Origin of the sequence: Maribacter luteocoastalis, from assembly GCF_048890225.1 — a bacterium.
Lineage (GTDB): Bacteria > Bacteroidota > Bacteroidia > Flavobacteriales > Flavobacteriaceae > Maribacter > Maribacter luteocoastalis.
Genome location: NZ_JBMFZG010000001.1, coordinates 536858 through 562800 on the forward strand (window position 1 = coordinate 536858; position 25943 = coordinate 562800).

17 protein-coding genes and 1 tRNA gene are annotated in these 25943 nt (G+C 37.8%); 12 read left to right on the forward strand and 6 right to left on the reverse strand.

The window, feature by feature from the left end:
- Positions 1-199: 199 nt before the first annotated feature.
- From ACOCEA_RS02300 to ACOCEA_RS02310, 3 genes are read left to right on the forward strand one after another with little or no spacing between them, the layout of a single operon-like run.
- Entirely contained in the window at positions 200-1060 is an 861-nt protein-coding gene (locus ACOCEA_RS02300; protein ID WP_420754577.1) for a UDP-2,3-diacylglucosamine diphosphatase, read from the forward strand.
- 26 nt (positions 1061-1086) lie between these two features.
- Positions 1087-2091, forward strand: a complete 1005-nt coding sequence (locus ACOCEA_RS02305) for a glycosyltransferase family protein (protein WP_420754578.1) — start codon at positions 1087-1089, stop codon at positions 2089-2091.
- Between the two features lie 2 nt (positions 2092-2093).
- Positions 2094-3464, forward strand: a complete 1371-nt coding sequence (locus ACOCEA_RS02310; protein WP_420754579.1) for a GH1 family beta-glucosidase — start codon at positions 2094-2096, stop codon at positions 3462-3464.
- 151 nt (positions 3465-3615) lie between these two features.
- Here ACOCEA_RS02310 and ACOCEA_RS02315 read toward each other — a convergent pair whose 3' ends face one another.
- The 3 genes from ACOCEA_RS02315 to ACOCEA_RS02325 are packed head-to-tail and all read right to left on the reverse strand — an operon-like array spanning position 3616 to position 7009.
- Positions 3616-4794, reverse strand: coding sequence for an acyl-CoA dehydrogenase family protein (locus ACOCEA_RS02315; RefSeq protein ID WP_420754580.1), 1179 nt, complete (start codon positions 4792-4794; stop codon positions 3616-3618).
- A gap of 53 nt (positions 4795-4847) precedes the next feature.
- The gene (locus tag ACOCEA_RS02320) at positions 4848-5561 is read right to left on the reverse strand and encodes a tRNA1(Val) (adenine(37)-N6)-methyltransferase (RefSeq protein ID WP_420754581.1); all 714 of its coding nucleotides are present in this window, start codon (positions 5559-5561) and stop codon (positions 4848-4850) included.
- Positions 5558-7009, reverse strand: coding sequence for a sulfatase family protein (locus ACOCEA_RS02325; protein WP_420754582.1), 1452 nt, complete (start codon positions 7007-7009; stop codon positions 5558-5560). The genes ACOCEA_RS02320 and ACOCEA_RS02325 overlap by 4 nt, the downstream gene beginning before the upstream one ends.
- Before the next feature lie 92 nt (positions 7010-7101).
- On the opposite strand from ACOCEA_RS02325, the gene ACOCEA_RS02330 reads away from it, so the two are divergent.
- Positions 7102-9900, forward strand: coding sequence for a DUF7133 domain-containing protein (locus ACOCEA_RS02330; RefSeq protein WP_420754583.1), 2799 nt, complete (start codon positions 7102-7104; stop codon positions 9898-9900).
- A 12-nt stretch (positions 9901-9912) separates the two neighbouring features.
- Positions 9913-10959, forward strand: coding sequence for a sugar phosphate isomerase/epimerase family protein (locus ACOCEA_RS02335; RefSeq protein WP_420754584.1), 1047 nt, complete (start codon positions 9913-9915; stop codon positions 10957-10959).
- On the opposite strand, the gene rimM is transcribed toward ACOCEA_RS02335, so the two are convergent.
- Together rimM and ACOCEA_RS02345 are read right to left on the reverse strand one after the other, a co-directional pair.
- Positions 10956-11483 (reverse strand): ribosome maturation factor RimM, encoded by a 528-nt coding sequence (rimM, locus tag ACOCEA_RS02340; RefSeq protein ID WP_420754585.1) that lies wholly within the window; start codon positions 11481-11483, stop codon positions 10956-10958. The genes ACOCEA_RS02335 and rimM overlap by 4 nt on opposite strands.
- Before the next feature lie 15 nt (positions 11484-11498).
- Positions 11499-12080: a 30S ribosomal protein S16 gene (locus ACOCEA_RS02345; protein ID WP_420754586.1), complete on the reverse strand. Its 582-nt coding sequence runs from the start codon at positions 12078-12080 to the stop codon at positions 11499-11501.
- Between the two features lie 305 nt (positions 12081-12385).
- Here ACOCEA_RS02345 and ACOCEA_RS02350 point away from each other — a divergent pair, with 305 nt between their 5' ends.
- The 5 genes from ACOCEA_RS02350 (at position 12386) to ACOCEA_RS02370 (ending at position 18972) form a co-directional block, all read left to right on the forward strand.
- Positions 12386-12841 carry a ferritin-like domain-containing protein gene (locus ACOCEA_RS02350; protein WP_420754587.1) on the forward strand — a complete coding sequence of 152 codons (456 nt, stop codon included), beginning with the start codon at positions 12386-12388 and terminating at the stop codon, positions 12839-12841.
- Between the two features lie 155 nt (positions 12842-12996).
- Positions 12997-17382, forward strand: a complete 4386-nt coding sequence (gene dnaE, locus ACOCEA_RS02355; protein ID WP_420754588.1) for a DNA polymerase III subunit alpha — start codon at positions 12997-12999, stop codon at positions 17380-17382.
- Between the two features lie 128 nt (positions 17383-17510).
- A complete protein-coding gene (gene trxA / locus ACOCEA_RS02360) occupies positions 17511-17828 on the forward strand; it encodes a thioredoxin (protein WP_420754589.1) in 318 nt (105 codons plus the stop codon).
- 68 nt (positions 17829-17896) lie between these two features.
- Complete coding sequence (locus ACOCEA_RS02365; RefSeq protein ID WP_420754590.1) at positions 17897-18826, forward strand: DUF58 domain-containing protein; 930 nt, start codon at positions 17897-17899, stop codon at positions 18824-18826.
- A 72-nt stretch (positions 18827-18898) separates the two neighbouring features.
- Positions 18899-18972: transfer RNA gene (locus tag ACOCEA_RS02370), tRNA-Asp, on the forward strand.
- Positions 18973-19263: 291 nt separating this feature from the next.
- Here the strand turns inward: ACOCEA_RS02370 and ACOCEA_RS02375 are convergent.
- Positions 19264-20355, reverse strand: coding sequence for a Fic family protein (locus tag ACOCEA_RS02375; RefSeq protein WP_420754591.1), 1092 nt, complete (start codon positions 20353-20355; stop codon positions 19264-19266).
- Between the two features lie 150 nt (positions 20356-20505).
- Here ACOCEA_RS02375 and ACOCEA_RS02380 point away from each other — a divergent pair, with 150 nt between their 5' ends.
- Together ACOCEA_RS02380 and cas9 are read left to right on the forward strand one after the other, a co-directional pair.
- Positions 20506-21318: an endonuclease/exonuclease/phosphatase family protein gene (locus ACOCEA_RS02380; protein WP_420754592.1), complete on the forward strand. Its 813-nt coding sequence runs from the start codon at positions 20506-20508 to the stop codon at positions 21316-21318.
- Positions 21319-21677: 359 nt separating this feature from the next.
- Positions 21678-25940, forward strand: a complete 4263-nt coding sequence (gene cas9 / locus ACOCEA_RS02385; protein ID WP_420754593.1) for a type II CRISPR RNA-guided endonuclease Cas9 — start codon at positions 21678-21680, stop codon at positions 25938-25940.
- The last annotated feature ends 3 nt before the right edge of the window (positions 25941-25943 follow it).

Below are 25943 nucleotides of genomic sequence, written 5' to 3' on the forward strand. Positions count from 1 at the left end.
CATAACCAAAGATTAAATAACTGGTAACGCTAATTTTAAGTGAATACATGAATCTTTGTAGTTAGAGGTTCGGTACGAATGAAAATCATACAACTGCATGTCCTTGTTTTTCCCTCCCACTTCTTAATCTGCAGATTAGGAAGCTTCTTTGCTCCCCTAAAATTCAGGAAAACCAGAAAAATTAAATCCAAATTTTTACATGAAAAAAAGACCCGTTGATCTTGTGGTCATATCAGACGTACATTTAGGCACATATGGTTGCCATGCAAAAGAACTATTAAAATATATGAAATCAATAAGGCCTAAAGAGGTAATACTTAATGGCGATATTATTGATGTTTGGCAATTTAGCAAACGGTACTGGCCAAAATCACATATGAAAGTGGTTAAAATGATTATGGAATGGATTGCCAAAGATGTAAAAATACATTACATCACGGGTAACCATGATGAAATGCTTAGAAAATTCACAGGGTTTAAAATGGGCTCTTTTAGCATCGTCAACAAAGTTGTTCTTCCGTTGTGTGACCAAAAAGCTTGGTTTTTTCATGGCGATGTCTTTGATGTTACCATGCAACATTCGAAATGGGTAGCAAAACTAGGTGCAAAAGGATATGATTTTTTAATCATCTTAAATAGGGCCATTAACTTTATTTCCAAAAAAATAGGTAAAGGACCTATATCCATGTCCAAACAAATTAAGAATGGTGTTAAATCTGCTGTAAAGTTCATTAACGATTTTGAGCAAATTGCAGCGGATATTGCCATTGAAAATAATTACGATTATGTGGTCTGCGGACACATCCATCAACCGGAAATGCGTCAAATATCAAATGATAAAGGTACCGTCACCTATCTAAATTCAGGTGATTGGATAGAGAACCTTACCGCTCTGGAATACCATAATGGCAAATGGAAACTTTATACCTACGAACATGATATTGAAATTGCTAATCAAGCTGAAGATCCCAACGAAGAAACCTATGTTCTCGAAAAAGCCGCATTGTTCCAAAGTCTTGTAGAAGAATTTCAATCAAGTGGTCTTGTCAAATTGAAATAATTATAATATTTGAACAACCCAACTATATGAAAGTTTTATATGCGATTCAAGGCACGGGAAATGGGCATTTAAGTAGGGCCAAAGATGTAATTCCGGCCTTACTTAAGCATAATATAGATTTAGATATTCTAATAAGTGGTACGCAAGCAGATATTCAAATTCCCTACCGGGTAAAATATAGGCTTAAAGGCCTAAGTTTTATTTTTGGAAAAAAAGGCGGTGTTGATATGTGGCGTACCTATATAAAATCCAATACGGTACGACTGCAAAAAGAAATCAAATCGGTCCCTATACTCGAATATGACCTAATCATAAATGACTTTGAACCTATAACTGCATGGGGCTGTAAACTTCGCAATAAACCTTGTTATAGTTTTAGTCACCAAGCTGCAGTACTATCTAAATTTGCACCTAAACCACAAAAAAATGATGTAATGGGCAAATGGATACTAAAAAACTACGCGCCTACCAGTCATCAATTCGGACTTCACTTCAAAGCTTATGAAAATGGCATTTTTACGCCAATTATAAGAAATGACATTCGTAATCAAGAGATCAGTACAAAAGATCATTATACGGTATACCTACCTTCTTATAGTGATGGAAAACTACTCGGGTTTCTATCTCAAATGCCAGAAATACGGTGGGAAGTATTTTCTAAACATAACGATAAGGAAATTACCTCAGGAAAAATAATGATAAGACCTATAACAAATGAAGCCTTTGTACAAAGCATGGCCAGTAGTAAAGGTGTTTTTTGTGGAGCTGGATTTGAAACCCCCGCAGAAGCACTTTTCATGCAAAAAAAATTATTGGTAATTCCTATGAAAGGTCAATATGAGCAACAATGCAATGCCGCTGCTTTAAAGAACATGGGTGTTCCTGTCATAAAATCGCTAAAAGACAAGCATTTGGACAAGGTTAAAAATTGGGTGGAGAGTAATATTATCGTTCCCGTAGATTATCCTGATCGTACCGATGAAATTGTTTTGCGTTTATTGGGAGAAACCACCACTAAAGGGATTCATTAGGATTGGAAGAAAAAATAAATTCAACAGAAATACCTCTAAGCATTACAGATTTTGGAGAAGAATTTGTTTGGGGTGTGGCCACTGCGGTATTTCAAACAGAAGGGGCTTATAAAAAAGACGGAAAAGGATATTCCATTTGGGACATATTTTCCAATGAAAAAGGAAACATCTATCAAAACCATACCGCACGGGAATCCTGTGATTTTTACCACAAGTACAAAGAGGATATCCTGTTGATGAAATCCATGAACCTTAAAAATTTTAGGTTTTCTTTATCTTGGAGTAGAATTTTACTCAATGGCATTGGTGAAATAAACCATAACGGAATTGATTTTTACAATGATGTTATTAATTTTTGTCTTGAATCTGGCATTACACCTTGGGTAACCCTTTATCATTGGGACCTCCCACATTCATTGGAATTACAAGGTGGTTGGACCAATAGAAAAATACTGCATTGGTTTTCCCAATATGTAAAGGTTTGTGCAAGTCATTTTGGTGATAGGGTAAAACACTGGATGATTTTAAACGAACCTATGGTTTTTACGGGAGGTGGTTATTTTCTTGGCGTGCATGCCCCTGGGAAAAAAGGGATAAAACAATTTTTGCCTGCAGTACACCACGCACAACTCTCACAGGCCATAGGTGCTAGAATTTTAAGAAAAGAAGTAAACAATGCACAAATAGGAACAACCTACTCCTGTTCCCAAATTACACCTAAAAACCAAAGTAAAAGGAATGCTAAAGCAGCCATACGAGTGGATGCTTTATTAAACCGACTTTTTATAGAACCTGTTTTAGGACTTGGCTACCCCTCAGAAGACCTACCCATTCTAAAAAAATTAAAACCTTATATCCTATCTGGGGATATGGAACGGAGTACGTTTGATTTCGATTTTATTGGAATCCAAAATTATACTAGGGAAGTGGTTGGGCATAGCTATTTTGTTCCTTATCTAAGGGCGAAAATAATAAAAGCCACAAAACGCAATGTGGCCACCACATTAATGGATTGGGAGGTCTACCCTGCTAGTATTTATGAAATGATTAAAAAATTCAATAGCTACAGGAAAATTCCCAGACTTATAATTACTGAAAATGGTGCTGCTTTTAAAGATGAACCAATAGATGGTGAGGTAAATGACACCAATCGAAAGTTGTTTCTACAACACTATATACAACACGTTTTAAAAGCGAAACAAGAGGGGTTGAATATCGGCGGCTATTTTGTTTGGACCTTTACTGATAATTTCGAGTGGGCCGAAGGATATTACCCACGGTTTGGACTCGTACATGTTGATTTTAAAAGTCAAAAAAGAACCCTAAAATCGTCTGGGAAATGGTATCGCGACTTTCTTGGTAAAAAAGTGTAAAACACCTTACTTTTTTATATAAAAAAAAGCCGATGCTCCCATCGGCTTAAGCTAACTAACTCAAACATTAGCATGCATCTTAAAACACGCACGGCAAAAATAGCGCGTCTTTTTTGTGAGCATGTTAAATTAACCTAAGCAATTGGTTAACTTATTTAAATGCTTGATGACCTGTGATATCTGCGCCTGTAATCAACAAATGAATATCATGTGTTCCTTCATAAGTAATTACACTTTCTAGATTCATCATATGGCGCATAATACTATACTCTCCAGTAATGCCCATTCCTCCTAAAATTTGTCTTGCTTCCCTTGCAATTTTAATGGCCATGTCCACATTGTTCCTTTTTGCCATAGATATTTGTGCCGTAGTAGCTTTCCCTTCATTTTTCAACTGCCCTAATCTAAATGCTAAAAGTTGCGCCTTTGTTATTTCTGTAATCATCTCGGCCAATTTCTTCTGCTGCAATTGGAAAGCGGCTATAGGTTTGCCAAATTGAACACGTTCTTTGGCATAACGCAGAGCGGTATCATAGCAATCCATTGCCGCACCTATGGCTCCCCAAGAAATTCCGTATCTGGCAGAATCCAAGCAACCTAACGGGGCACCCAGACCAGATTTGTTAGGCAACAGATTCTCCTTAGGTACTTTTACGTTATCAAATATCAACTCTCCAGTCGCCGAAGCGCGTAGCGACCATTTATTATGTGTTTCTGGAGTAGAAAAACCTTCCATGCCACGTTCTACTATCAATCCATAAATACGACCCTCATCATTTTTAGCCCATACCACGGCTATATCGGCAAAAGGTGAGTTAGAAATCCACAACTTGGCCCCATTTAAAAGATAGTGATCTCCCATGTCCTTAAACTTGGTTTCCATACCACCAGGGTTGGACCCATGGTTAGGTTCTGTTAGGCCAAAACAACCCATCATTTCCCCCGAAGCCAGATTTGGCAAATATTTTTTACGTTGTTCCTCCGTTCCATAAGAGTATATAGGATACATTACCAATGAGGACTGCACAGAAGCGGTGGAACGCACCCCGCTATCGCCACGCTCTATTTCTTGCATAATGAGTCCGTAACTTATTTGATCTAGCCCTGCTCCACCATATTCTTCTGGAATATAAGGTCCGAACGCCCCTATTTCTGCTAAACCAGATAAAATTTGTTTTGGGAAGATAGCATTTTGGGCATATTCTTCTATAATTGGAGAAATATCCCTTTTAACCCATTGTCGGGCAGCGTCGCGCACCAATAGATGTTCTTCGGTAAATAAGTCGTCTAAATTATAATAGTCAGGTGCTTCAAATAAATCAGGCTTCATACAATTTTTTTACATAAATGAATATAAAAATATAACATTGCGCAATTAAAAAGTTACATTTTTAAATAAAAATCCCTTGTTAGGTTAATGTATTCCTCTGTATACACATGTCTCTCTTTCTCAATAATCAACTCTCTTATTTCCACCGTCATCTCTTTTTTGCTGATTTCCAGAAGACTACGCTTTACCTCACTTGTGGTGTTCCCCTTTACTCTTGTTATTTTACTTGGGAAAAGCCCTATCTTTTTTGCTATTGCTATAAATTGAATTTCTTCTTTAAATGGGATAATAACGGTAAACGATCCAGCTTCTGACAGTAAAATGGATACCCCTTGCAACAGTTCATCAAAAGGAAGAAAACTATTTTGTCTTGCAAGGTCCCTTTGTTTATTTCCAGTGGTTACAACTTCAGTATAAAATGGTGGATTACACACAATTAAATCATATGTATCATCAATTTCATCCACAAACTCATCTAATCCAGCATGATAGCAAAACAACCGATCTCCCCATGGTGAAGCTTCAAAATTCCCAACACATTGCTCATAGGCATTCTCATCTATCTCTATGGCATCAACTAGTTCCGCGTTACTCCGTTGTGCCATGATTAAACTGATGATACCCGTTCCTGCACCGATATCTAAAATTGAGCATGGATTGTTGTTCAACGGAGTCCATGCCCCAAGCAAGATACCGTCCGTGCCTATTTTCATGGCACAGCGATCTTGGTTAACCGTAAACTGTTTACATTTAAATGGTTTGCTCATTTTAATATACCTGAATCCCTGTTCTCGGACCCTTCAATACCTGTTAAACTGTCCCCTAATTTAAATCGCATATTGTCTGCTAATTTTTTAATTGTTTTTACCACCTCGGGAAATTCGTTCGCCAAGTTATGTTTTTCACTTGGATCAACTTCCAAATTATATAATTCAATCGTATCCAGCTTAATCATTTTATATTCGCCCGGAATTCCATCTTTGCCGGCTTCCTGACCTTCCATGGTCCTGTACGTATGTGGAAAGTACATTTTCCAATTTTTATAACGTACACCAAATAGTTCATTAACCCTATAATAAAAGAAATATGCCTCCTGTGGGCTGGATTTGGTTTGACCCTTGAGCAATTTCCATACACTTTTACCATCCAATGTAGCGTCTGGCAATTTTGAATCGGTCAGCGCTGCAATCGTTGGTAATATATCTATGGCCATTACAGGTGTGCCTAAAATATCACCTCCTTTTATCTCCTTCGGATATTTAACAATGAAAGGCTCTCTTTGGCCTCCTTCCCAAGCCGTGCCCTTCCCTTCGCGCAAAGGATACGCACTACCAGAATGATTGCCATAGGCAAGCCACGGACCATTATCAGAGGTAAAGATGACCAAGGTGTTCTCGGTAAGGTTATTTTGCTCCAAAGCTTTCAAAATTTCACCAACAGACCAATCCAGCTCCATTATTACATCACCATACAAACCTCTATTTGATTTGCCTTTAAACTTCTCCGATACAAACAGGGGAACATGGGGCTGTGGGTGTGGCACGTAAAGAAAAAATGGGGCATCTTTATGTCTATTGATAAAATCCACACTTTTTTCTGTGATGGCTGTAGTCAAATTGGTCTGATCCGTTAACGTGTCTATTACTATTTCATTTTGATATAAGGGTAATGGGTCAAAATTAAATACTGAACCTTGTTGAGGATGTAGCGGCCACATATCATTAGAGTAAGGTATCCCATAATATTCATCGAATCCATGGTTTAAAGGCAGAAATTCAGGCGCATCCCCTAAATGCCATTTACCATATATACCAGTGGCATACCCCCTTTCCTTAAGCATTTCTGCCAATGTAGTTTCACTGGGGTTTAAACCTACCTTACTATTAGGCATCAAGGCATTATGGATTCCTATCCGATTAGGGTAACAACCCGTTAATATTCCTGCTCTGGATGCGGAACAAACGGCCTGTGCTGCATAATAATTGGTAAGCAAAAGTCCATCCTTTGCCATTTGATCTAAGTTGGGTGTTTCAATATCATCCGCTCCAAAAACACCAACATCATTATAGCCTTGGTCATCGGTAAAAATCAACACTATATTGGGCGGTTCCCAAAAAGTTTCATGATTAGACTGCCCTAGCGCCAATGAACAAATAAATACAGAAAATAATATTAAAAAAGTGTTTTTAAGTATTGATCTTTTCCTTTTTCTCATTATATATCATAAAATTTAGATTATTATCAATCTGAATATAGTTATTTTTTATACATTCAAAGGTTGAAAAGACCTATCCAATGCCTTTACTAATGAGCAAGTTAAAATTTCAATTCGAAAGATATCTATCCCTACCTCATTTCCTAATATCCATTTCCTGTATACTTCTACTTTATGGATGTCAACCCGAAATAAAAAAACCGACTCCCGTAGAAACGGTCATCAATTCAATGTCCGACACCTTACCACAATTATCCTTGCCACTCGATGCAGACCCGGAGGATGAAGATTGGAAAGGAATTGACCTCGATCCCAAAGCACCTGTTCTTCCACTTCAACCCGAAGAGGAAGCGACCAAATTTCTTTTGCCAGCGGGTTATCATATTGAACCTGTTTTAACTGAACCACAAATTGAACAACCCGGGGCCATCTCCTTTGATGGTAATGGAAGGATGTACGTATTGGAATTAAGAACCTATATGTTAACGGCAGATTCTGATGGTACTCTTGAACCTGTAAGTAGAATCTCCAGATGGGAGGACAAGGATAATGATGGAGTTTACGAAACGGGAACCGTTTTTGTTGATAGTTTAATATTTCCCCGTTTTGTTTTGCCGTATGGTAAAGATTGTATTCTCTCCATGGAGTCAGATACAGATGATGTATACAAATACACAGATACTAATGGAGATGGAAAAGCAGACAAAAAGGAGTTCTTTACCAACAAATATGGACGTTCTGGAAATGTTGAGCATCAACAGGCCTTTATGTATTATGGTATGGACAATTGGCTGTATAGTACCGTAAATGCCTTTAGGGTCAGGGAGACACCAAATGGGGTGATACGGGAAAAGACGGGTTACAACCGTGCACAGTGGGGTGTTACCCATGATGATAGTGGCAAACTATGGTTCCAGGGAGGTGCGAGTGGTGTCCCGTCCCATTTCCAATTTCCTGTTCATTACGGTAACTTTACTTTTGAAAATGAATTTGCAGAAGGATTTGAAGTACCCTGGGGCGTGGCGGTAAAAATTGCTGATTTACAAGAGGGTATGGACAGGGTTAGACAACCAGACGGATCTACCAATAGGGTAACGGGATCTGCTGGCAATGATGTGTATAGGGGAGACAGATTACCAGAAAATCTCTATGGTCAGTACTTTTACGGTGAACCGGTAGCACGTATCGTAAGACAAATCAACCCAGAAGTAAATGAGGGGTTAACTACATTGCATAATGTTTATCAGAATGAAAAATCTGAATTTCTTCGCTCTACAGATCCCTTATTTAGACCTGTGGACATGACCACTGCTCCAGATGGCACTTTATATATCACGGATATGTACCATGGCATCATACAAGAAGGGCAATGGGCACAGAAAGGCACCTATCTAAGAACCAAAATTGAACAGTACCAATTAGATAAAGTTATTGGTTTAGGCCGTATATGGCGTATTACACATGAGAGTAAAGAACGTGACAGGACAAGACCTAATATGTTCAATAAAAAAGCAAGTGAACTCATATCATTTCTGGATCATCCTAATGGGTGGTGGCGTGATAAGGCGCAACAGCTAATTGTATTATCCAAGGACTTAAGCGTGGCTCCCATTCTAAAAGATATGGTTTTGAACCACACCAATCAATTTGCAAGAATACATGCCATTTGGTGTCTGGAAGGTCTTGGTGCTTTACAAAAAGAAACATTATTACCCCTGTTTAAGGATAATGACCCTAAAATAAAAATACAAGCTTTAAGAGCTAGTGAAACTCTTTACAAAGCTGGAAACAAATCTTTTAATGATTTGTACTTACAATTATTAAAAGATCCTGATACCGATGTAGCCCTACAAGCTATGCTTACCTGTAAATATCTGGATATTCCCGGACACAAAACCGAGATAATAAATCTAATGATAGAAAATAAGGCAAAAGGGATACAAGTAATTGGCAACCAGATTGTAAATCCTCCAGAAGTCCGTAATCGATGGAACCGAAATGCCACAGTTCTTTCTGAATCTGAGCAAGAATCGTTGGAGATGGGAAAGGAAATATTTAATGAGCTTTGCGTACAATGCCATGGCAATGATGGTACAGGCACCCCTTTAGGCAATGGCTCCGTAATGGCACCTCCTCTAGCGGGTTCTATTAGGGTGCAACAACATCCGGAATATATCATTAAAACCATCTTGCATGGCTTAGAAGGGCCGTTGGAAGGTAAAACCTATCCTGCAGGAATTATGGTAGGCAATAAAGAACAGGATGATGCGTGGATAGCCGCGATAGCGTCTTATATAAGACAAAATTTATCGAATGAGGCCAGTATGGTGACGGCTGATCAAGTTGCTAGAATACGAGCTAAAACAACTAGGCAAAACGGCACCTACCGTTATACTGAATTAATAAACTCTGTTCCTAAATACCTAAGTTTGGGCAGTGATTGGAAAGTTACCTCCAGCCATACCGCACCTAACCGAATTGGAGGAACCGCTTCTCCTAAGAGTGCATTTAATTATGAAGGTTGGACCACTGGCGAACACCAAAAGAAAGGGATGTGGTTTCAAGTTGAGTTCCCTAAAAGCATAGGACTAACAGGCCTTTCTTATAATTCGCAACCCATCTCAAGAGGTTGGCGAGAAGGGTCGCCGCCGCCATTACAAACGTACCCCCGTTCTTTTAAAATAGAAACTTCATTGGATGGAGAGAATTGGGATTCAGTTTACCAAGGTCTGGGCGATAGTCCAGATTTTAACAAAGATTTTGAAGTGACAAGTGCTAAATATATCAAATTCACCCTTACAGAAGGCTTTGAAGATGAAAATGAAATACCTTGGCGTATGCGACAATTGAAATTGTATGCTATGCCAGAATTAACCAAAACAGCCAAATAAACAACTAGAAATATGAAAGAAAACAAAACAAGTATTAGTCGACGAAAATTTTTAAAAAATTCCACCTTGGCGGCAACTGGGACAGCATTGGTTGGCCCATCACTTCTTAGTGCAGCACGTGGTTTAAAATGGGCTTACATCCCTAATTCCAAAATTAGAGGTGTTCAATTGGGAGTAATTACCTATTCCTTTAGAAGTATGCCAGATCAAAGTGCAAAAGCAACCTTACAATATGTATTAGATTGTGGCATAAATGCCATAGAGCTCATGGGGGATCCAGCCGAGTCTTTTGCCGGTAAACCAGAAAGTCCGGTGGACAGACGCGCCTTTTATGGACTAATGAGAAAAAAGAGAAACAACGAACTAGACCAAAAGGAAGAAAAGGAATTTTTGGAAATGCAAAAGACCTTGGATGCGTACAACAAAGAAGTAGCCGCATGGCGTGCTACAGTTTCTATGGACAAGTTTAAGGAATTACGAAAAATGTATAATGACGCTGGAGTTTCAATTTATGCCTTTAAACCAAGTGCCTTTGGCAAAAACAATACAGATGATGAAATAAATTGGGGTATGAAGGTGGCAAAGGTTTTAGGTGCCAGCCATGTTACCTTGGAGCATCCCAGTGATGATGCCCATACCGCAAAACTTGGAAAGATAGCAGCCAACCATGGTATTTATGTGGCGTATCATGGTCATGAACAGCAAACTCCAACCTTCTGGGATACCGCTTTAGGGCAATCAGAACACAATGCGCTAAATTTAGATTTGGGTCATTTTGTTGCTGCTGGAAATAATGCGCCTTTAGATATTATTAAAGAAAAACACGAACGCATAAAGAGTATGCACATAAAAGATCGCCAAACACCGGAACATGAAAAAGGGAACTTAGTTTGGGGTACAGGTGATACGCCTATTACAGAGGCGCTACAACTTATGCGCGACAATAACTATTCTTTCCCAGCTACAATAGAGTTGGAATATGACATACCCGAAGGCTCCAATGCGGTAGAGGAGGTTAAAAAATGTTTGGCTTTTGCCAAACAAGCCTTGGAAAGTTAGGATAAATATAATTCTACCAGACCTTCTGGGGTAGCTACCTCTATGGTCTGGTTTTCCCTATCAACTTTAGTGATGATTTCATCATTTATGGGAATAAGCAATACCTTGTCTCCTTTTTGCACTTCAAAAAGTGCCTGTGATGTACTATCATTTACACTTTGTATCTGTCCTATGTTCCCATGAACGGCATCTATCATGGTAAACCCAATTACCTCATGGTAATAGAATTTGTTACCTGTAAGTTTTGGTAACATGGAAAGGGGTAAATACAGTTCTGATCGCATAATACGGTCTGCGTCAGACTCTGATTTCACTTCTTCAAAATCTATTCGCAACAGATTAGATTTGTGTAGGCGACATCGTTTAATAAAAAATGGAATCAGATTGTTTCCCAGAGAAACAAATACTGATTCCATATTTTCGTAAATCTCGGGATCATCGGTATCTAATTTTACCAATACCTCTCCCTTAAAACTATATTTAGAAACGATTCTACCTAAGTAGAAACAAGCAGACTTGTCCATCGTTTCCTATATTATCTATTCTTCTTCAGCAGCAGCCTCATCCTTCATTTCAGGAGCAGCAGGTGCCTCTTCTGTAACTTCTGGAGCAGCCTCAACAGCTTCTACCTCAGCAGCAGCATCTTCTCCTTCTGGAGTTTCTGGCAACGCAGCAGCGGCGGCTTCAGCAACACGCTTCTCATTTACAGCTTTCTCAGCAGCTAATGCTTTTGCTCTTTCTTCTTGTTTTGCTTTGTCTAAACCACCCACTTTGGCGTCTATTGCAGCTGCCTTTTCAGAAACCCAAGCATTGAATTTTTCTTCCGCTTGCTCTTCTGTTAATGCACCTTTTCGAACACCACCTAATAAATGATGCTTTAAAAGAACTCCTCTATAAGAAAGGATTGCCCTAGCGGTATCTGTAGGTTGTGCACCATTCTGTAACCATTTTACAGAACTATCAACGTTAAGATCTATAGTTGCTGGGTTTGTGTTTGGGTTGTAAGTACCCAACTTTTCTAAAAATTTACCATCTCTTTTTGCTCTTGCATCTGCTGCAACAACCCAATAGAAAGGTTTACCTTTTTTACCGTGTCTTTGTAATCTAATTTTTACTGGCATATCACATTAATTTGTAGGGTGCCCGACCCATGATTATTAATTCTATTTTTTTTACTTTTCGCAATTAGCGACCATAGCTGGACTAAAAGCGGGTGCAAATATAGTTTATTTTAGAATTTGTACAACACAACTTTTGAAGTAAATATCCCTCCAACATGTTAAATGCTTTAAGAAAACAGTCGCCAAACCGTTAAAAACATACTAAACCCCTGTAAATACTTGTATTTGGCAATATTTCTTATAACTTAAATAGTGTAGTTGTTGATAACCAATAACCATTATAAATTTAAATGATAAGAGATAATATGAAGTATTCAGAAAAAATTTCAAACAGATTAAACGATTTATTAACCAGAACATACGATGCCGAAAAAGGCTATAAACTAGCACAGGATAAAGCAGATAACCCAACCGTAAAAAAATTCTTGGCCGATAAGGTACAGCAACGTTACAATTTTGGACATGAGTTGAAAAAAGAAATCCAAATATATGGTGAATTGCCAGAAAAAGGCGGAAGCCTAAAAGGTGATTTGCATAGAACTTGGATGAACTTAACTACGACTTTTACCAGCGACGACACGGAAAGAATTTTGGAAGAAGTTGAACGAGGAGAAAAAGCAAGTCTTGAAGAGTATAACGAAATCTTAAGCGATACCGAAATAGTATGGGCACCTTCCACGGAAAACATGCTCATAAAACACAGGAATGAGATTGAAAAAGCGTTGAACAACGCCAAAATATTTGAAGAGGCAGTCTCCTAATCCATATAAATAGTCATTTAAAAAACCGAACATATATATGTTCGGTTTTTTTTAGTTAATAACTCCTAGTAAATCCCTTTTACCAAAGCCCAAGTTTTACCTAATTTTATCTGTTCCTATTTTTTGATTGAAGCCCACATTCAAATACTACATGTATGTACCTAATTTTTGATACCGAAACTACCGGATTACCTAAACGCTGGGATGCCCCTATAACCGACACCGATAATTGGCCCCGTTGTATACAGATTGCATGGCAGTTGCATGATGCCATGGGCAATGTTTTGGAACATCAAGATTATTTAGTGCAACCAGAAGGTTTTAATATTCCTTATGACGCTGAACAAATTCATGGTATTTCTACGGAACTGGCGCAACAAAAAGGGGTTCCTCTGGCAGAAGTATTGGAAAAGTTCAATATAGCTATGTCCAAAACCAAGTTTATCGTAGGTCAGAATGTAGGGTTTGATTTAAATATCATGGGGGCAGAATTCCATAGGCTCAATATAACCAACCCGTTGCAGGAACTACCCGTTTTGGATACTTGTACGGAACGTACCGCACAACTTTGCCAAATCCCGGGAGGTCGCGGGGGGAAATTCAAACTCCCTACCCTAACCGAACTACATCAATATTTGTTTGGAGAACCTTTTGGCGAGGCACATAATGCCACGGCGGATGTTGAGGCTACCACACGTTGCTTTTTGGAATTGGTGCGCAAAAAACAGTACACCACAGAACAATTAGATGTACCACCAGATTACTTTGAACAGTTCTCAGAAGCCAATCCCAAAGAAATACAGCTTATTGGCCTAAAACACATCAACCTAAAAAAAGCATCTAAAAAAATTGCAGATGCCCTTTGGGAGAAAGATACCGGCGGCGTTACTAAGGAGGAAATAAAGGAGAACCTTGCCACTTTAGAGGACGTAGCCTATGCCCATTTGCATAACCATTCACAATTTTCGGTTTTACAGTCCACCATTGCCATTAGGGATCTGGTAAAGGCTGCTGCAGACAATCAAATGCCTGCCGTTGCCCTAACAGACCATGCCAATATGATGGGTGCTTTTCATTTTGTAAAGGAAATAGGCGCACATAACAAGACCGTTAGAGAAAAAAATGCTGAATTAATAGAGAACGGTGAACAACCCAGTGAGCTAGAATTAAAACCGATTATTGGCTGCGAGTTTTTTGTATGTGAGGACCATACCAACAAAAGTGTAAAAGATTACGGGTACCAGATAGTACTCTTGGCCAAAAACAAAAACGGATATCACAATCTGGCCAAAATGTCATCAATTGCCTATACCAATGGTTTCTACTATGTCCCTAGAATAGACAAAAAAGTAATTCAACAGTACAAAGAAGATATTATTGTACTTACGGGTAACTTGTATGGTGAGGTACCGGGAAAAGTACTTAATATTGGCGAAAACCAAGCAGAAGAGGCACTTATCTGGTGGAAAGAACAATTTGGCGATGACCTGTACATAGAAGTTATGCGTCATGGGCAAGAAGATGAAGACCGTGTAAACAAAGTACTTCTAGATTTCGCCACAAAACATCAGGTAAAAGTATTGGCGACCAACAACACGTATTATTGCGCGCAAGAAGATGCCGATGCACACGATGTCTTGCTGTGTGTAAAGGATGGTGAAAAGCAAGCCACACCTATAGGTCGCGGTCGGGGTTATCGTTATGGACTTCCTAATCAGGAATACTATTTTAAGTCACAAGAAGACATGAAAGCCCTTTTCAAGGACATCCCTGAAGCCATAATTAGTGTCTCCGAAATTCTTGACAAAATAGAACCTTTTGAACTGGCACGTGATGTACTCTTGCCTAAGTTTGACATTCCTGTAGAATATAAGGTTGCAGAAGATGACGCTGATGGTGGCAACCGTGGCGAGAATGCTTATTTACGACATATTACCTATGAAGGTGCTAAAAAAAGATATGGGGAGATTACACCTGAGATAAGGGAACGTATTGATTTTGAGCTTGATACTATAAAAAATTCGGGTTATCCCGGCTATTTTCTAATTACTGAGGATTTTATTCGTGAAGCACGGAATATGGACGTATCCGTTGGGCCAGGAAGAGGTTCCGCAGCAGGTTCTGTTGTTGCGTATTGCCTTACCATTACCAACATAGACCCCCTGAAGTATGACTTGCTTTTTGAGCGGTTCCTAAATCCAGACAGGGTATCCATGCCTGATATTGATATTGATTTTGATGATGAGGGCCGTGGTCGTGTTATGGACTATGTGATCAATAAATATGGCGCCAACCAAGTAGCACAAATTATCACCTACGGTACTATGGCCGCCAAATCCTCCATTCGGGATACAGCCAGAGTTCTAGATTTACCATTAGGCGATGCCGACCGTATTGCAAAACTGATTCCCACCATGTCCAAATTAGGCAAGATTTTTGGGCAATCAGATGCCGACTTGAAGAAAAAGTTCCGAGCAGATGATCTGGAGAAAATATATCAATTGTTCAATATTCATGATGGGGACGATTTAGAGGGCCAGACCCTTAAAATGGCAAGGACTTTGGAAGGTTCTGTACGTAACACGGGTATTCATGCCTGTGGGGTCATCATCACACCAGATGACATTACCAATTTTGTTCCTGTAGCCACTGCCAAAGATTCAGATCTTTACGTTACCCAATTTGACAATTCCGTTGTAGAAAGTGCGGGGTTACTGAAAATGGATTTCTTGGGGTTAAAAACCTTAACCTTAATCAAGGATACGGTTAAAATTGTTAAGGCAAAACATGGCATTGATTTGGTACCCGATGATTTTCCGTTGGATGATGAAAAAACCTATGAACTGTTCCAAAAAGGGGAAACGGTAGGGGTATTCCAATATGAATCACCAGGAATGCAAAAACACATGAAGGATTTAAAACCTACCGTGTTTGATGACCTTATTGCCATGAATGCTCTGTACAGACCGGGTCCAATGGAATACATACCCAGTTTTATTGCCCGTAAACATGGCACGGAAGAGATAACCTATGACCTTCCTGACATGGAAGAATATCTAAAGGAAACCTATGGGATTACCGTTTACCAAGAACAGGTGATGCTCCTTTCCCAAAAATTGGCGGGATTCTCAAAGGGTGATGCAGATGTTTTACGAAAGGCCATGGGTAAAAAGATTTTTGCCTTGCTACAAAAATTAAAACCTCAATTTTTAGATGGCGGGGAAAAGAAAGGGCATCCACGTGAAACTTTAGAAAAAATTTGGAAAGACTGGGAAGCTTTCGCTGCCTATGCATTTAATAAAAGTCACTCAACCTGCTATGCCTATATTGCCTATCAGACAGCTTATCTAAAAGCCCACTACCCTGCTGAGTACATGGCTGCGGTTTTGAGTAATAATATGAATGACATTAAGCAGGTAACCTTCTTCATGGAGGAATGTAAACGCATGGGCTTGGATGTATTGGGCCCTGATGTTAATGAATCGTATTATAAATTTGCAGTAAATAAGGAAGGAGCCGTTCGTTTTGGTATGGGCGCCATTAAAGGCGTTGGACGTGCTGCTGTTGAAACCATCGTAAAAAACCGGAAAGAGGATGGGAATTTTAAGTCGGTTTTTGACATGGCAAAACGGATAGATTTAAGGGCAGCCAATAAAAAAGCTTTTGAAAACTTAGCTGTTGCCGGTGGTTTTGATTCGTTTGGCACCAGCCATAGGGCACAATATTTTCATGATGAAGGCGATGGAATCACATTTCTTGAGAAAGTAATCAAATACGGTGCGAAATTTCAAGAAAATGAAAATTCTGCCCAAGTAAGTCTATTTGGCGATGCCAGTGAGGTACAGATACCAGAACCCATTGTTCCGCCTTGCGAGGAGTGGAGTACCATGGAAAAATTAAAACGTGAAAAAGAAGTAGTTGGCATATATATTTCTGGCCATCCTTTGGATGATTTCAAAACAGAAATCAACGCTTTTTGCAATGCTAGCATTTCAAGCTGTAACGATTTGCCTAGTTATGTAAATTGGGAATTGACGTTTGCAGGGGTAATTACCGATGTTCAGCATCGCATCTCCAAAAATGGAAAAGGATGGGCAGCCTTTACAATGGAAGATTATACGGACTCTTTTGAGTTTCGCATATTTGGTGAGGAATACCTAAAATTCAGACATTTTCTAATGCTCAATTCCTTCGCCTATATTAAATTATTTGTTCGTGAAGGTTGGGTAAATAGGGATACGGGCAAAAAGGGCGATCCAAGAATGCAATTTAATAGTTTTATGCTCTTACAGGATGTAATGGAAACCTATGCCAAGAAACTTACCATAAAATTAAATATAGACGAGCTTAAGGAAGAGCAAATACACAAATTAAAAGACACCTTGATTTCCCACAAAGGTGACCACCCCATTAATTTTGTGGTTTATGAAATGCAGGAGCAGATAAAGGTAAACCTAAGCAGCCGAAAGCAGAAAGTACAGATTTCCAGTGAACTTTTACAACGATTGGAAGAAGAGCAGATACATTTTAAGCTGAATTAAGCAATCTCGATAAACATACTATCCTGTAATAAATTAGCTTGATGACGTTATAACCAAAACGAATAATTGAATCGTAAGGAAACTGGATAATATTTGACTAAATTTGTATAATCTTTAAAAGCAATAAAATGGCATTAGAAATAACAGATGCTACTTTTGACGAGGTAGTGTTAAAAAGTGACAAACCGGTAGTAGTAGATTTTTGGGCAGCATGGTGTGGTCCATGTAGAATGGTTGGTCCAATTATAGATGAAGTAAGTAACGAATACGAGGGCAAGGCGGTTGTTGGTAAGGTAGATGTAGATTCCAACCAAGAATTTGCAGCCAAATACGGCGTACGTAACATACCAACAGTATTGGTGTTTAAAAATGGCGAGATCGCAAGCAGACAAGTTGGCGTATCACCGAAAAAAGTGTATACCGATGCTATTGACGCATTGTTGTAGTATTCTTAACATAGTATTTAAGAAAGGTCTGGCACTTGCCGGACCTTTTTTGTTTTATCTTTAATCCCGTGGACCTACGATCAGAATTAAATAACGCAACCCTTTTTCAAAATCTTGAACTTTTGGCCAATCAAGTGGTAGAAGGTTTTATTAGTGGCATTCACAAAAGTCCATTTCATGGTTTCTCTGCAGAATTTGCAGAACATAAAATTTATAACCAAGGCGAAAGCACTAAACATATAGATTGGAAACTGTTTGCAAGAACAGATAAACTCTTCACCAAACGCTATGAGGAAGAGACCAACCTCAGGTGTCATATGATTTTGGACAATTCGGCCTCTATGTATTATCCGGAGGTGGATAATCTAAAACTAGACGACCTAAATAAAATTGGTTTTGGGGTATTGGCCATAGCGGCATTGATGAACATTCTTAAAAGGCAACGTGATGCCGTGGGATTAAGCGTCTATGCCAATGATTACAGCTTTTACGCTTCAGAAAAAGGAAGTGAACGCCATTATCAAATGCTATTGGCAAAATTAAACGAAATAAGCAAAGACACTAACCCACCTAAAGCAACAAGAACTTACACCTTTTTGCACCAAATTGCAGAAAAAATAAAGCGACGTAGTCTTATCTTTTTGTTTACCGATATGTTCCAGAACGAAAAGTCCAATGAGGAACTCTTTGAGGCTTTACGACATTTAAAATATAATAAACATGAAGTGGTTCTTTTCCATTTAATAGATAAGGAACATGAGTTACATTTTAATTTTGAGAATACCCCAAAGCGATTTTTAGATGTGGAAACTGGCGAATATCTAGACCTTTATGCGGATAACATCAAAGGAGCTTACGAAAAGGAACTCAACAATTACCTATCGCAAATAAAACTTAAATGTGCCCAATATCGCATCAAACATGTAGACGTGGATGTACGGTCAAATTTTAGCGCTGTACTCAATACGTTTATGGTAGAAAGACAAAATTTTATCTAGGTTAAAATATATTTTAAAAAAATGTTTGTGGAATTGGAATAGCAGTGTATATTTGCACACGCTAAACGCCACGGTCTGGTAGTTCAGTTGGTTAGAATACCTGCCTGTCACGCAGGGGGTCGCGGGTTCGAGTCCCGTCCAGACCGCAAAAGCCTCTATTTTAGAGGCTTTTTTTGTTTTTAACTAACTGGTAATCAGCGTTATAAAAATATTAATGTTAAATAAATGTTAATCAGCGTGCTGCGAGCGTGCTGCATTTTTGCCCCTTTTTTACTTCTTTGCAGCATTTTACAGTACTTCTCTCCTCCCCATTGTTTAATTGTAAAAGGATATAAAACTTGGTTTATTTCAAAAGCCCCCTTTGTATAAATCTTTATTTAAACCGTTGAAAAGAATGATATGACTCATTTATACTCCATGAAATTCCTTATTATGATTTAAACGAGTAGCTTATATCGGGTACTACGCCCACCACCAATAGCCGTAAATATCTCTTTTTGAACTAAATCCTGTAAATCTCTTGTGGCGGTTGCTTTAGATGTGCTAGCAATCGAAACATATTTTCGAGCGTTCATACCTCCTTCAAAACCTTGGTAACCTTCTTCAAGCATTCTACGAACCACTTTTTGTTGCCGTTCGTTAAGATCTCTTTTATGTTGGTCAAAAAACTTCGTTTTCTTTAAAGTAAATTCAATCTCATTCTCGGCATCGATTAGTGCGTCCAAAACAGTTTTCACGAAGTAATTTATCCAATCTGTAATTTCATTGGAACGTTGAGCTACTTTTAAAGCCGTATAATAATCGTTTTTATTGCTTTCTATGGATTTAGAAAGGCTAAACAAAACCGGGCGGTCAATGCTTTGGGAAAGTGCTTTTTCTGCAATGGCCCTACCTATTCTACCATTACCATCCTCAAAAGGGTGGATAGATTCAAAATACAGGTGAGCGATAGCGGAGCGTATGATAGGTTTATGAATCACATTCCGGGATTCATTGAACCAGGTTATGAATTCGCTCATTTCTGAAGGAACTGTATTTGAAGGTGGGGCTTGAAAATGAACGATTTCACGACTTATTGCCCCAGAAACTATGTGCATGGGTTCTTCGTGCGAACGCCATTGGCCTATTTCTATCCCTTTACTACCCTTCATTAGCATGATATACCAATCAAAAAGCATCTCTTCTGTAAGAGGGGCCGTAAAGTGATTACGGATTGCCAGCATTAAATCGGTTATTCCTTCAACTCTGTTATCCTTAGATACAGGTAGCTCAGGATTTAAGCCCAAATTCCTTCTAATAGAGGACATGACGTCTTTTCGGCTCAGATACTCTCCCTCTATCTCCGAGGTCTTTATAGCTTCGGAAACCATTAAGTTTATCATAGCTTCTGTTTGTTCGGATTCAGAAAAACCATCCAATACGCCACTAATACGCCCCGTACGCTTTGCAAAATCATAGAGTACATCTTCAACAGCCTCAGTTTTATACTGAAAATGAGGCCAGTCTTTTTGCTGCCAATTGTATTTCATGAGCCGATTAAATCATTTATTCGGCTCAAATATAGTATTTTTATGAGTTGATTAAGCGGATTATTTGGCTCATTCAAGTATAAACTACGGATTTACGTAAACCTGTAACCTTAACTTTCTATAGCTTCGCATTTCATTGAACGCAAACTTATGTTTCAGAAAATACTACTCTTATTCATTCTATTAATTTCAGTCCAAATTTTTTCACAACAGGATGAAATCACCATTGTCTCATGGAACATTCAAGATTTTGGAAAGACCAAAAGCAATGATGAATTGGAACAAATTGCAGAGGTTGTAAGAGATGTAGACATTGTAGCCATACAAGAAGTAGTTTCAGGATATGGAGGTGCACAGGCTGTTGCCAAACTCTCCGATCTATTAAATAGAAAAGGTGCTAAATGGGATTATGTAATCAGCGACCCCACGAACGGGACTAAATATGCATCAGAGCGTTATGCGTTTGTTTGGAAAACCAAGCATATTAAAATTAAGAATAGAGGCAGGTTATTAAAAGAACTAGATGCCCTAATTGACAGGGAACCATTTTTCTTAAATTTTTATATGGCTGATAAAAAATTGACCCTTATCAACTTTCACTCCAGACCTCATGACAAAAACCCAGAAGCCGAAATTAAGGCCTTGACACAACACATCACTACACATTTTACTGGCTCAGTGATTCTAGCTGGGGACTTTAATGTGGAAGAAGCCCTACCTATTTTTGATACTTTTAAAACCAAAGGCTACGCTCCTGCCGTTACTCACCAAAAAACTACACTGAAAAAGACCTGTGATGGTTTTGACTACCGTAACCATGCTATTGATAATATTTTCTACTCCAACACCATTGCTAAAACCAAAAGTGGTGTCATTGATTTCGTTAGAGAATGTGAAAATCTGGAAAGGGTGAGAAAATTATCAGATCATTTACCGGTTTATTTGCGGGTGGAAATAAACTAACCTCTAATTGTCATCAATTTTTTTATAAATCTTAGCAGATTTGAGTCACACAATACCTATTTCACCTACTCTAATTAATAAGATTTCATAAAACACTTAACCTGTATATAAAATGAAAGCGACCTGTAAAAGCCGTTTTAAATGTTTACACAACGGAATAATCCTTATTGTAAATATAAGTGATTGACTTTTAATGAGATTACAGATATCCTCAATTTTATAAAAAAAACTATTGTTACTTTTATAATTGGGACCTCAATAAAAAAATCCCACGGAGTACGCAGGATTTAAGATTTTTCTTCGGCTTATAGCCTTATTATGAATTGCTTTCAGACTGTAAATATAAATAAAAAATAATTATGAGCAACTTAACCTTAGGAATTGACCTTGGCACGAACTCTATTGGCTGGGCCGTTAGGGATACCACAGAAATTGACAATCAAATCATTAAAAATGGAGTGCTGATTTTTGAGAAAGGTGTAGGAGAAGAAAAAGGAATTGAATTCCCTAAGGTAAAGAAGCGTACCGAAAGCCGTGGGAAACGTAGAAATTACCAAGCTGAAAAATATAGAAAATGGGAATTATTAGAGTTTCTCATTCAAAATAAAATGTGCCCATTAAGTATCGACGAACTCAATCAGTGGCGCAAATATTTTAAGAAAGACAAACGACAATATCCACAAACCGAAGAATTTCTGAACTGGCTTCGGTTTGATTTTAATGGCGATAGCAAACCCGATTTTCACCTGTTTGGAGGAAATAAACACGAGAGTTATTACCTTTTTAGAGCAAAAGCCGTAAGTGAGGTGGAAAAAGATAAAAAAATATTTCAGGAAAACCCAGAAATTTTAGGAAGAGTATTTTATCATTTAGTGCAAAGGCGTGGTTTTAAAGGGCGCGATGAAGAAGAGGCAAAAACAATGCTTAAAGGTTCAAAAGATGGTACTACAAAGGGACGGGATGAAATTTCAGGATATATAGATACTTATAAAAGCTTAGGTGCAGCACTCTACCATTATCAAAAAGAGCATTCCAAAAACTATGAAAAAATCCGTATTCGCCAACGCTACAACCTAAGGAAAGATTATGAAAATGAACTAAAAGAAATTTGCCGGGTACAAGACCTAAGTGATGCAGATTACAAGAAACTGCATAAAGCCATCATCTGGCAACGGCCTTTACGAACACAAAAAGGATTAATAGGTTTATGTACTTACGAAAAAAATAAAAGAAGAGCCCCCATAAGCCATCACCTATATGAGGAATACCGCGCTTGGATCTTCATTAACAACCTAAAAATTGAAGCTCCGGAAGGAGAGGAATTAGTAACGTATCTTAAAGAAAAAATCTATCCCCTATTTCTAAAAAGTGGAGCAGATTTCAAGCTTAAATCAATACTTGACCGTATTCATAAAGACGGGGCAAAAGTAAATTCAAAATTTGCTGAACGACCAGACACAAAAGTATTATCAGCTAAATTACTTAAAAAGCTCGAAGACGTTCTAGGCGAGAGTTGGAAAGAAGATTTTAATTGGAATGCTTCTTTTGTACGGGAAGCAAAACCTTCAAGAAAGCAAGATGAAGCATATACCGTTGAGGATATTTGGCACATACTGTTCACCTTTGACAATGAAGAAAAGCTTAAAGAACTTGCATCAACTAAATTAGGCCTATCCGAAGAAGATTCTGCAAGATTCTCAAAGATAAAACTACAACAAGGTTATGCTACCTTAAGCCTTTCCGCTATAAAAAAAATACTGCCATATCTTCAGAAAGGTTTCTTATACCCAAAGGCTGTTTATATGGCAAATCTTCAAAAGGTGCTAGGAACACACGAAGTTTCAACGGAGTTCGTCAATCATTTTGCCTCCGAAATAGATACTGTTTATAAAAAAGCCGCTATAGAGAAAAAGTTAAACAATATACTAAACAGTCTTTTTCGAGCAGAACTTGTTTCAGATGGCGATTATCATTTAGCTGAAAATGAAGATTTAGATGATACAGACCTCAATTTAGTTCATCAAAAAATAATTGAAAGCTTTGGAGAAAAAACCTGGAACGAAACCGATGAAAACATCCAAAAGCAATACGTTGATTTTATAAAAAAAGAGTATAAAAAGTTCCTGCAAAAGCCATTTCATGCAAAAAAAGGAAGCTTTATAGAACAACCCCGTATTCACGACCAGATATTTAAATATTTACAGGAACATTATCCGGAACAAGTTCCTGACAAAAATATAAAACACCTGTGGCATCCTTCAGAACAGGAAAAATATCCTAATGCATCAACCAATCAGGAAATTAACCTTAGAGGCAAAACCTTTTTTGTAAAAGAAGCTGAACTAGGTCGTTTTTTACATAAAAACCCAGATGCAGAGGCTGACGGTATTTCCCTAAAATTATTAGGTGATCCAGAACCCATTAGTAAAGGGTTCAAAAATCCAATGGCACTTAAAACCCTCCATAAGCTAAAACACCTACTAAACTTTTTACTACAGACCCAACAAATTGATAACCACACCCGAATTGTCGTAGAAATTGCACGAGAGCTAAACAACGCTAATTATAGAAAAGCGCTAGTGAAATGGCAAAACGAACGAGAAAGGGAAAATGAGTCTTATAAAAACCGTATTGAAGAAATAAATAAAGAATGTAATACCAGTTTTGACGTAAACGACAAATCACTTATACGTAAAATAAGACTTTGGGAAGAGCAAGACCGCAAATGCTTGTATACCGGAAAAATAATCAATATGTGCGATGTGCTTAATGGAGAATACTATGATATTGAACACACCATACCCGCCAGTATTAGCTTTGATAGTGAATTGAAAAACTTAACTCTGGCAAATAAAGACTTCAATAATCACATTAAAGGGAAGAAATACCCCACGCAGTTAGACAACTTTAAAGATACTTCCACATTTAATGGTCAGCGTATCGAGCCTATTGTAAAAAATATTGAAAGTCTTTTTGGCAAACGCACCGCTTATAAAAAGAAAATCAAAAAAAGAGGAATCGAAAAAGAAATAATCGTTGAAAAATGGTCAAAAATAACTGATTTAGAAAAACAATTGGACGGCTTAAAAAACTTAAGTTACATAGACTCTAAAGATACCAAAGATTATAAAATCCAACAACGTCATCTATTAAAATTCAAACTGGATTACTTAAAACAAAAGCTGCAAACCTTTACTATTGAAGAATATAAAGCAAGTTGGCGAAACAGTCAATTAAGAGATACTCAAATAATGACGAAATATGCTGTTCCCTATCTTAAAACCGTTTTTAATCGTGTAGAAGTCCAGAAAGGCAATGTGGTCAATGATTTTAAAGAAATTTACAATGTAAAATTGTTTGGAAATAAAAAAGACCGCACCAAACATAGTCATCACGCTGTTGATGCTGCCATTTTAACCTTGATACCAAAACCAGCAGAGCGCGACCAGATTTTAAAAGAATATAATCTGGCTAAAGATAATGGCATCGCAAGAACTTATCATGAGCAACCTATAGACTGGAAAGACTTTAAGACTTACTACATTAAACAAATTGAAGAAGAAACACTCATAAATAACCTAAAAGAACAACGTACCCTCACCCCTACTTTTAAAAAAGTAAGGAAACGTGGAAAAATAGTGAAAAAAGAAAATGGCAATCCCATGTGGGCAAAGGGTGATACCATTCGAGGACAATTACACGGCGAATCGTTATACGGTGCCATAAAACAAGCTAAGCGTGATGAGGATAATAAAATAATATTTGACGATGACAAGAAAATGATTTTAGAAGATGAAATCAAACTCGTTATTAGAAAACCCTTGTCCTATGCCAAAGATTCCGCTTCCCCAGGATTTAAAAACCTGAATGAAATAGATAAGATTATTGTAGACCGGGCTTTATTTGAAATGATAAAAACCCAGGTCGATAAATCTGAAAGCTTTAAAAATTCCTTAGAAAAAGGTATTTATATGCTCAACAAAAAAGGAGAGAAAGTAAATAAAATAAGGCATATACGATGTTTTGAAAGATTAAAGCATTCTACTGCCGTAAGACCTCACGACCACGATTTTGTTTCAGATAAAGAATATAAGCAAACCACCTATGCGCAGAACGGGGAAAATGTATTTTGTTTGTTTTATAAAGGAGAAGTAAAAGGTAAAGAAGAGAGAGCTATTAATATTATTGGGATTTTTGATTTAGCCAAATTGGATATTGAAAATGAAAAATATTTTTATAAAATCCCACATTTTAATTCAATCCAAAAGAAAAAAACAGAACTGCCTTTGTGCGCAGTTTTAAAATCCGGTCAAAAAGCCATTTTCTACAAAGAAAACTTAGAAGAATTAAAAGACCTCAACGAGAAGGAACTTTCTGATAGAATGTATAAGATATATCAATTTGAAGGTGATTCAAATAAAATAAAGTTTAAGCACCATTTAATCTCTGGAGCAAACACCGAAATATTAAAAAATTTACCAAAAGGATATAAGGAAGCTTCTGAATATGGAAGTTTTGATGAGCAGCCGCTAATGAGACTTACCGCAGGTAATTGGAATTTTGCTGTCGAAGAAAAAGATTTTGAAATGAATCTAGACGGAAAGATTAATTTTAAATATTAAATT

What these genes read in the sequence shown, in the direction of transcription:
- dnaE (WP_420754588.1), top strand. Translation starts at nt 12,997, where the DNA reads ATGTACCTAATTTTTGATACCGAAACTACCGGATTACCTAAACGCTGG.
- ACOCEA_RS02315 (WP_420754580.1), bottom strand. Translation starts at nt 4,794, where the DNA reads ATGAAGCCTGATTTATTTGAAGCACCTGACTATTATAATTTAGACGAC.
- ACOCEA_RS02335 (WP_420754584.1), top strand. Translation starts at nt 9,913, where the DNA reads ATGAAAGAAAACAAAACAAGTATTAGTCGACGAAAATTTTTAAAAAAT.
- ACOCEA_RS02380 (WP_420754592.1), top strand. Translation starts at nt 20,506, where the DNA reads ATGTTTCAGAAAATACTACTCTTATTCATTCTATTAATTTCAGTCCAA.
- ACOCEA_RS02330 (WP_420754583.1), top strand. Translation starts at nt 7,102, where the DNA reads ATGAGCAAGTTAAAATTTCAATTCGAAAGATATCTATCCCTACCTCAT.
- ACOCEA_RS02375 (WP_420754591.1), bottom strand. Translation starts at nt 20,355, where the DNA reads ATGAAATACAATTGGCAGCAAAAAGACTGGCCTCATTTTCAGTATAAA.
- rimM (WP_420754585.1), bottom strand. Translation starts at nt 11,483, where the DNA reads ATGGACAAGTCTGCTTGTTTCTACTTAGGTAGAATCGTTTCTAAATAT.
- cas9 (WP_420754593.1), top strand. Translation starts at nt 21,678, where the DNA reads ATGAGCAACTTAACCTTAGGAATTGACCTTGGCACGAACTCTATTGGC.
- ACOCEA_RS02320 (WP_420754581.1), bottom strand. Translation starts at nt 5,561, where the DNA reads ATGAGCAAACCATTTAAATGTAAACAGTTTACGGTTAACCAAGATCGC.
- ACOCEA_RS02345 (WP_420754586.1), bottom strand. Translation starts at nt 12,080, where the DNA reads ATGCCAGTAAAAATTAGATTACAAAGACACGGTAAAAAAGGTAAACCT.
- ACOCEA_RS02300 (WP_420754577.1), top strand. Translation starts at nt 200, where the DNA reads ATGAAAAAAAGACCCGTTGATCTTGTGGTCATATCAGACGTACATTTA.
- trxA (WP_420754589.1), top strand. Translation starts at nt 17,511, where the DNA reads ATGGCATTAGAAATAACAGATGCTACTTTTGACGAGGTAGTGTTAAAA.
- ACOCEA_RS02350 (WP_420754587.1), top strand. Translation starts at nt 12,386, where the DNA reads ATGAAGTATTCAGAAAAAATTTCAAACAGATTAAACGATTTATTAACC.
- ACOCEA_RS02305 (WP_420754578.1), top strand. Translation starts at nt 1,087, where the DNA reads ATGAAAGTTTTATATGCGATTCAAGGCACGGGAAATGGGCATTTAAGT.
- ACOCEA_RS02325 (WP_420754582.1), bottom strand. Translation starts at nt 7,009, where the DNA reads ATGAGAAAAAGGAAAAGATCAATACTTAAAAACACTTTTTTAATATTA.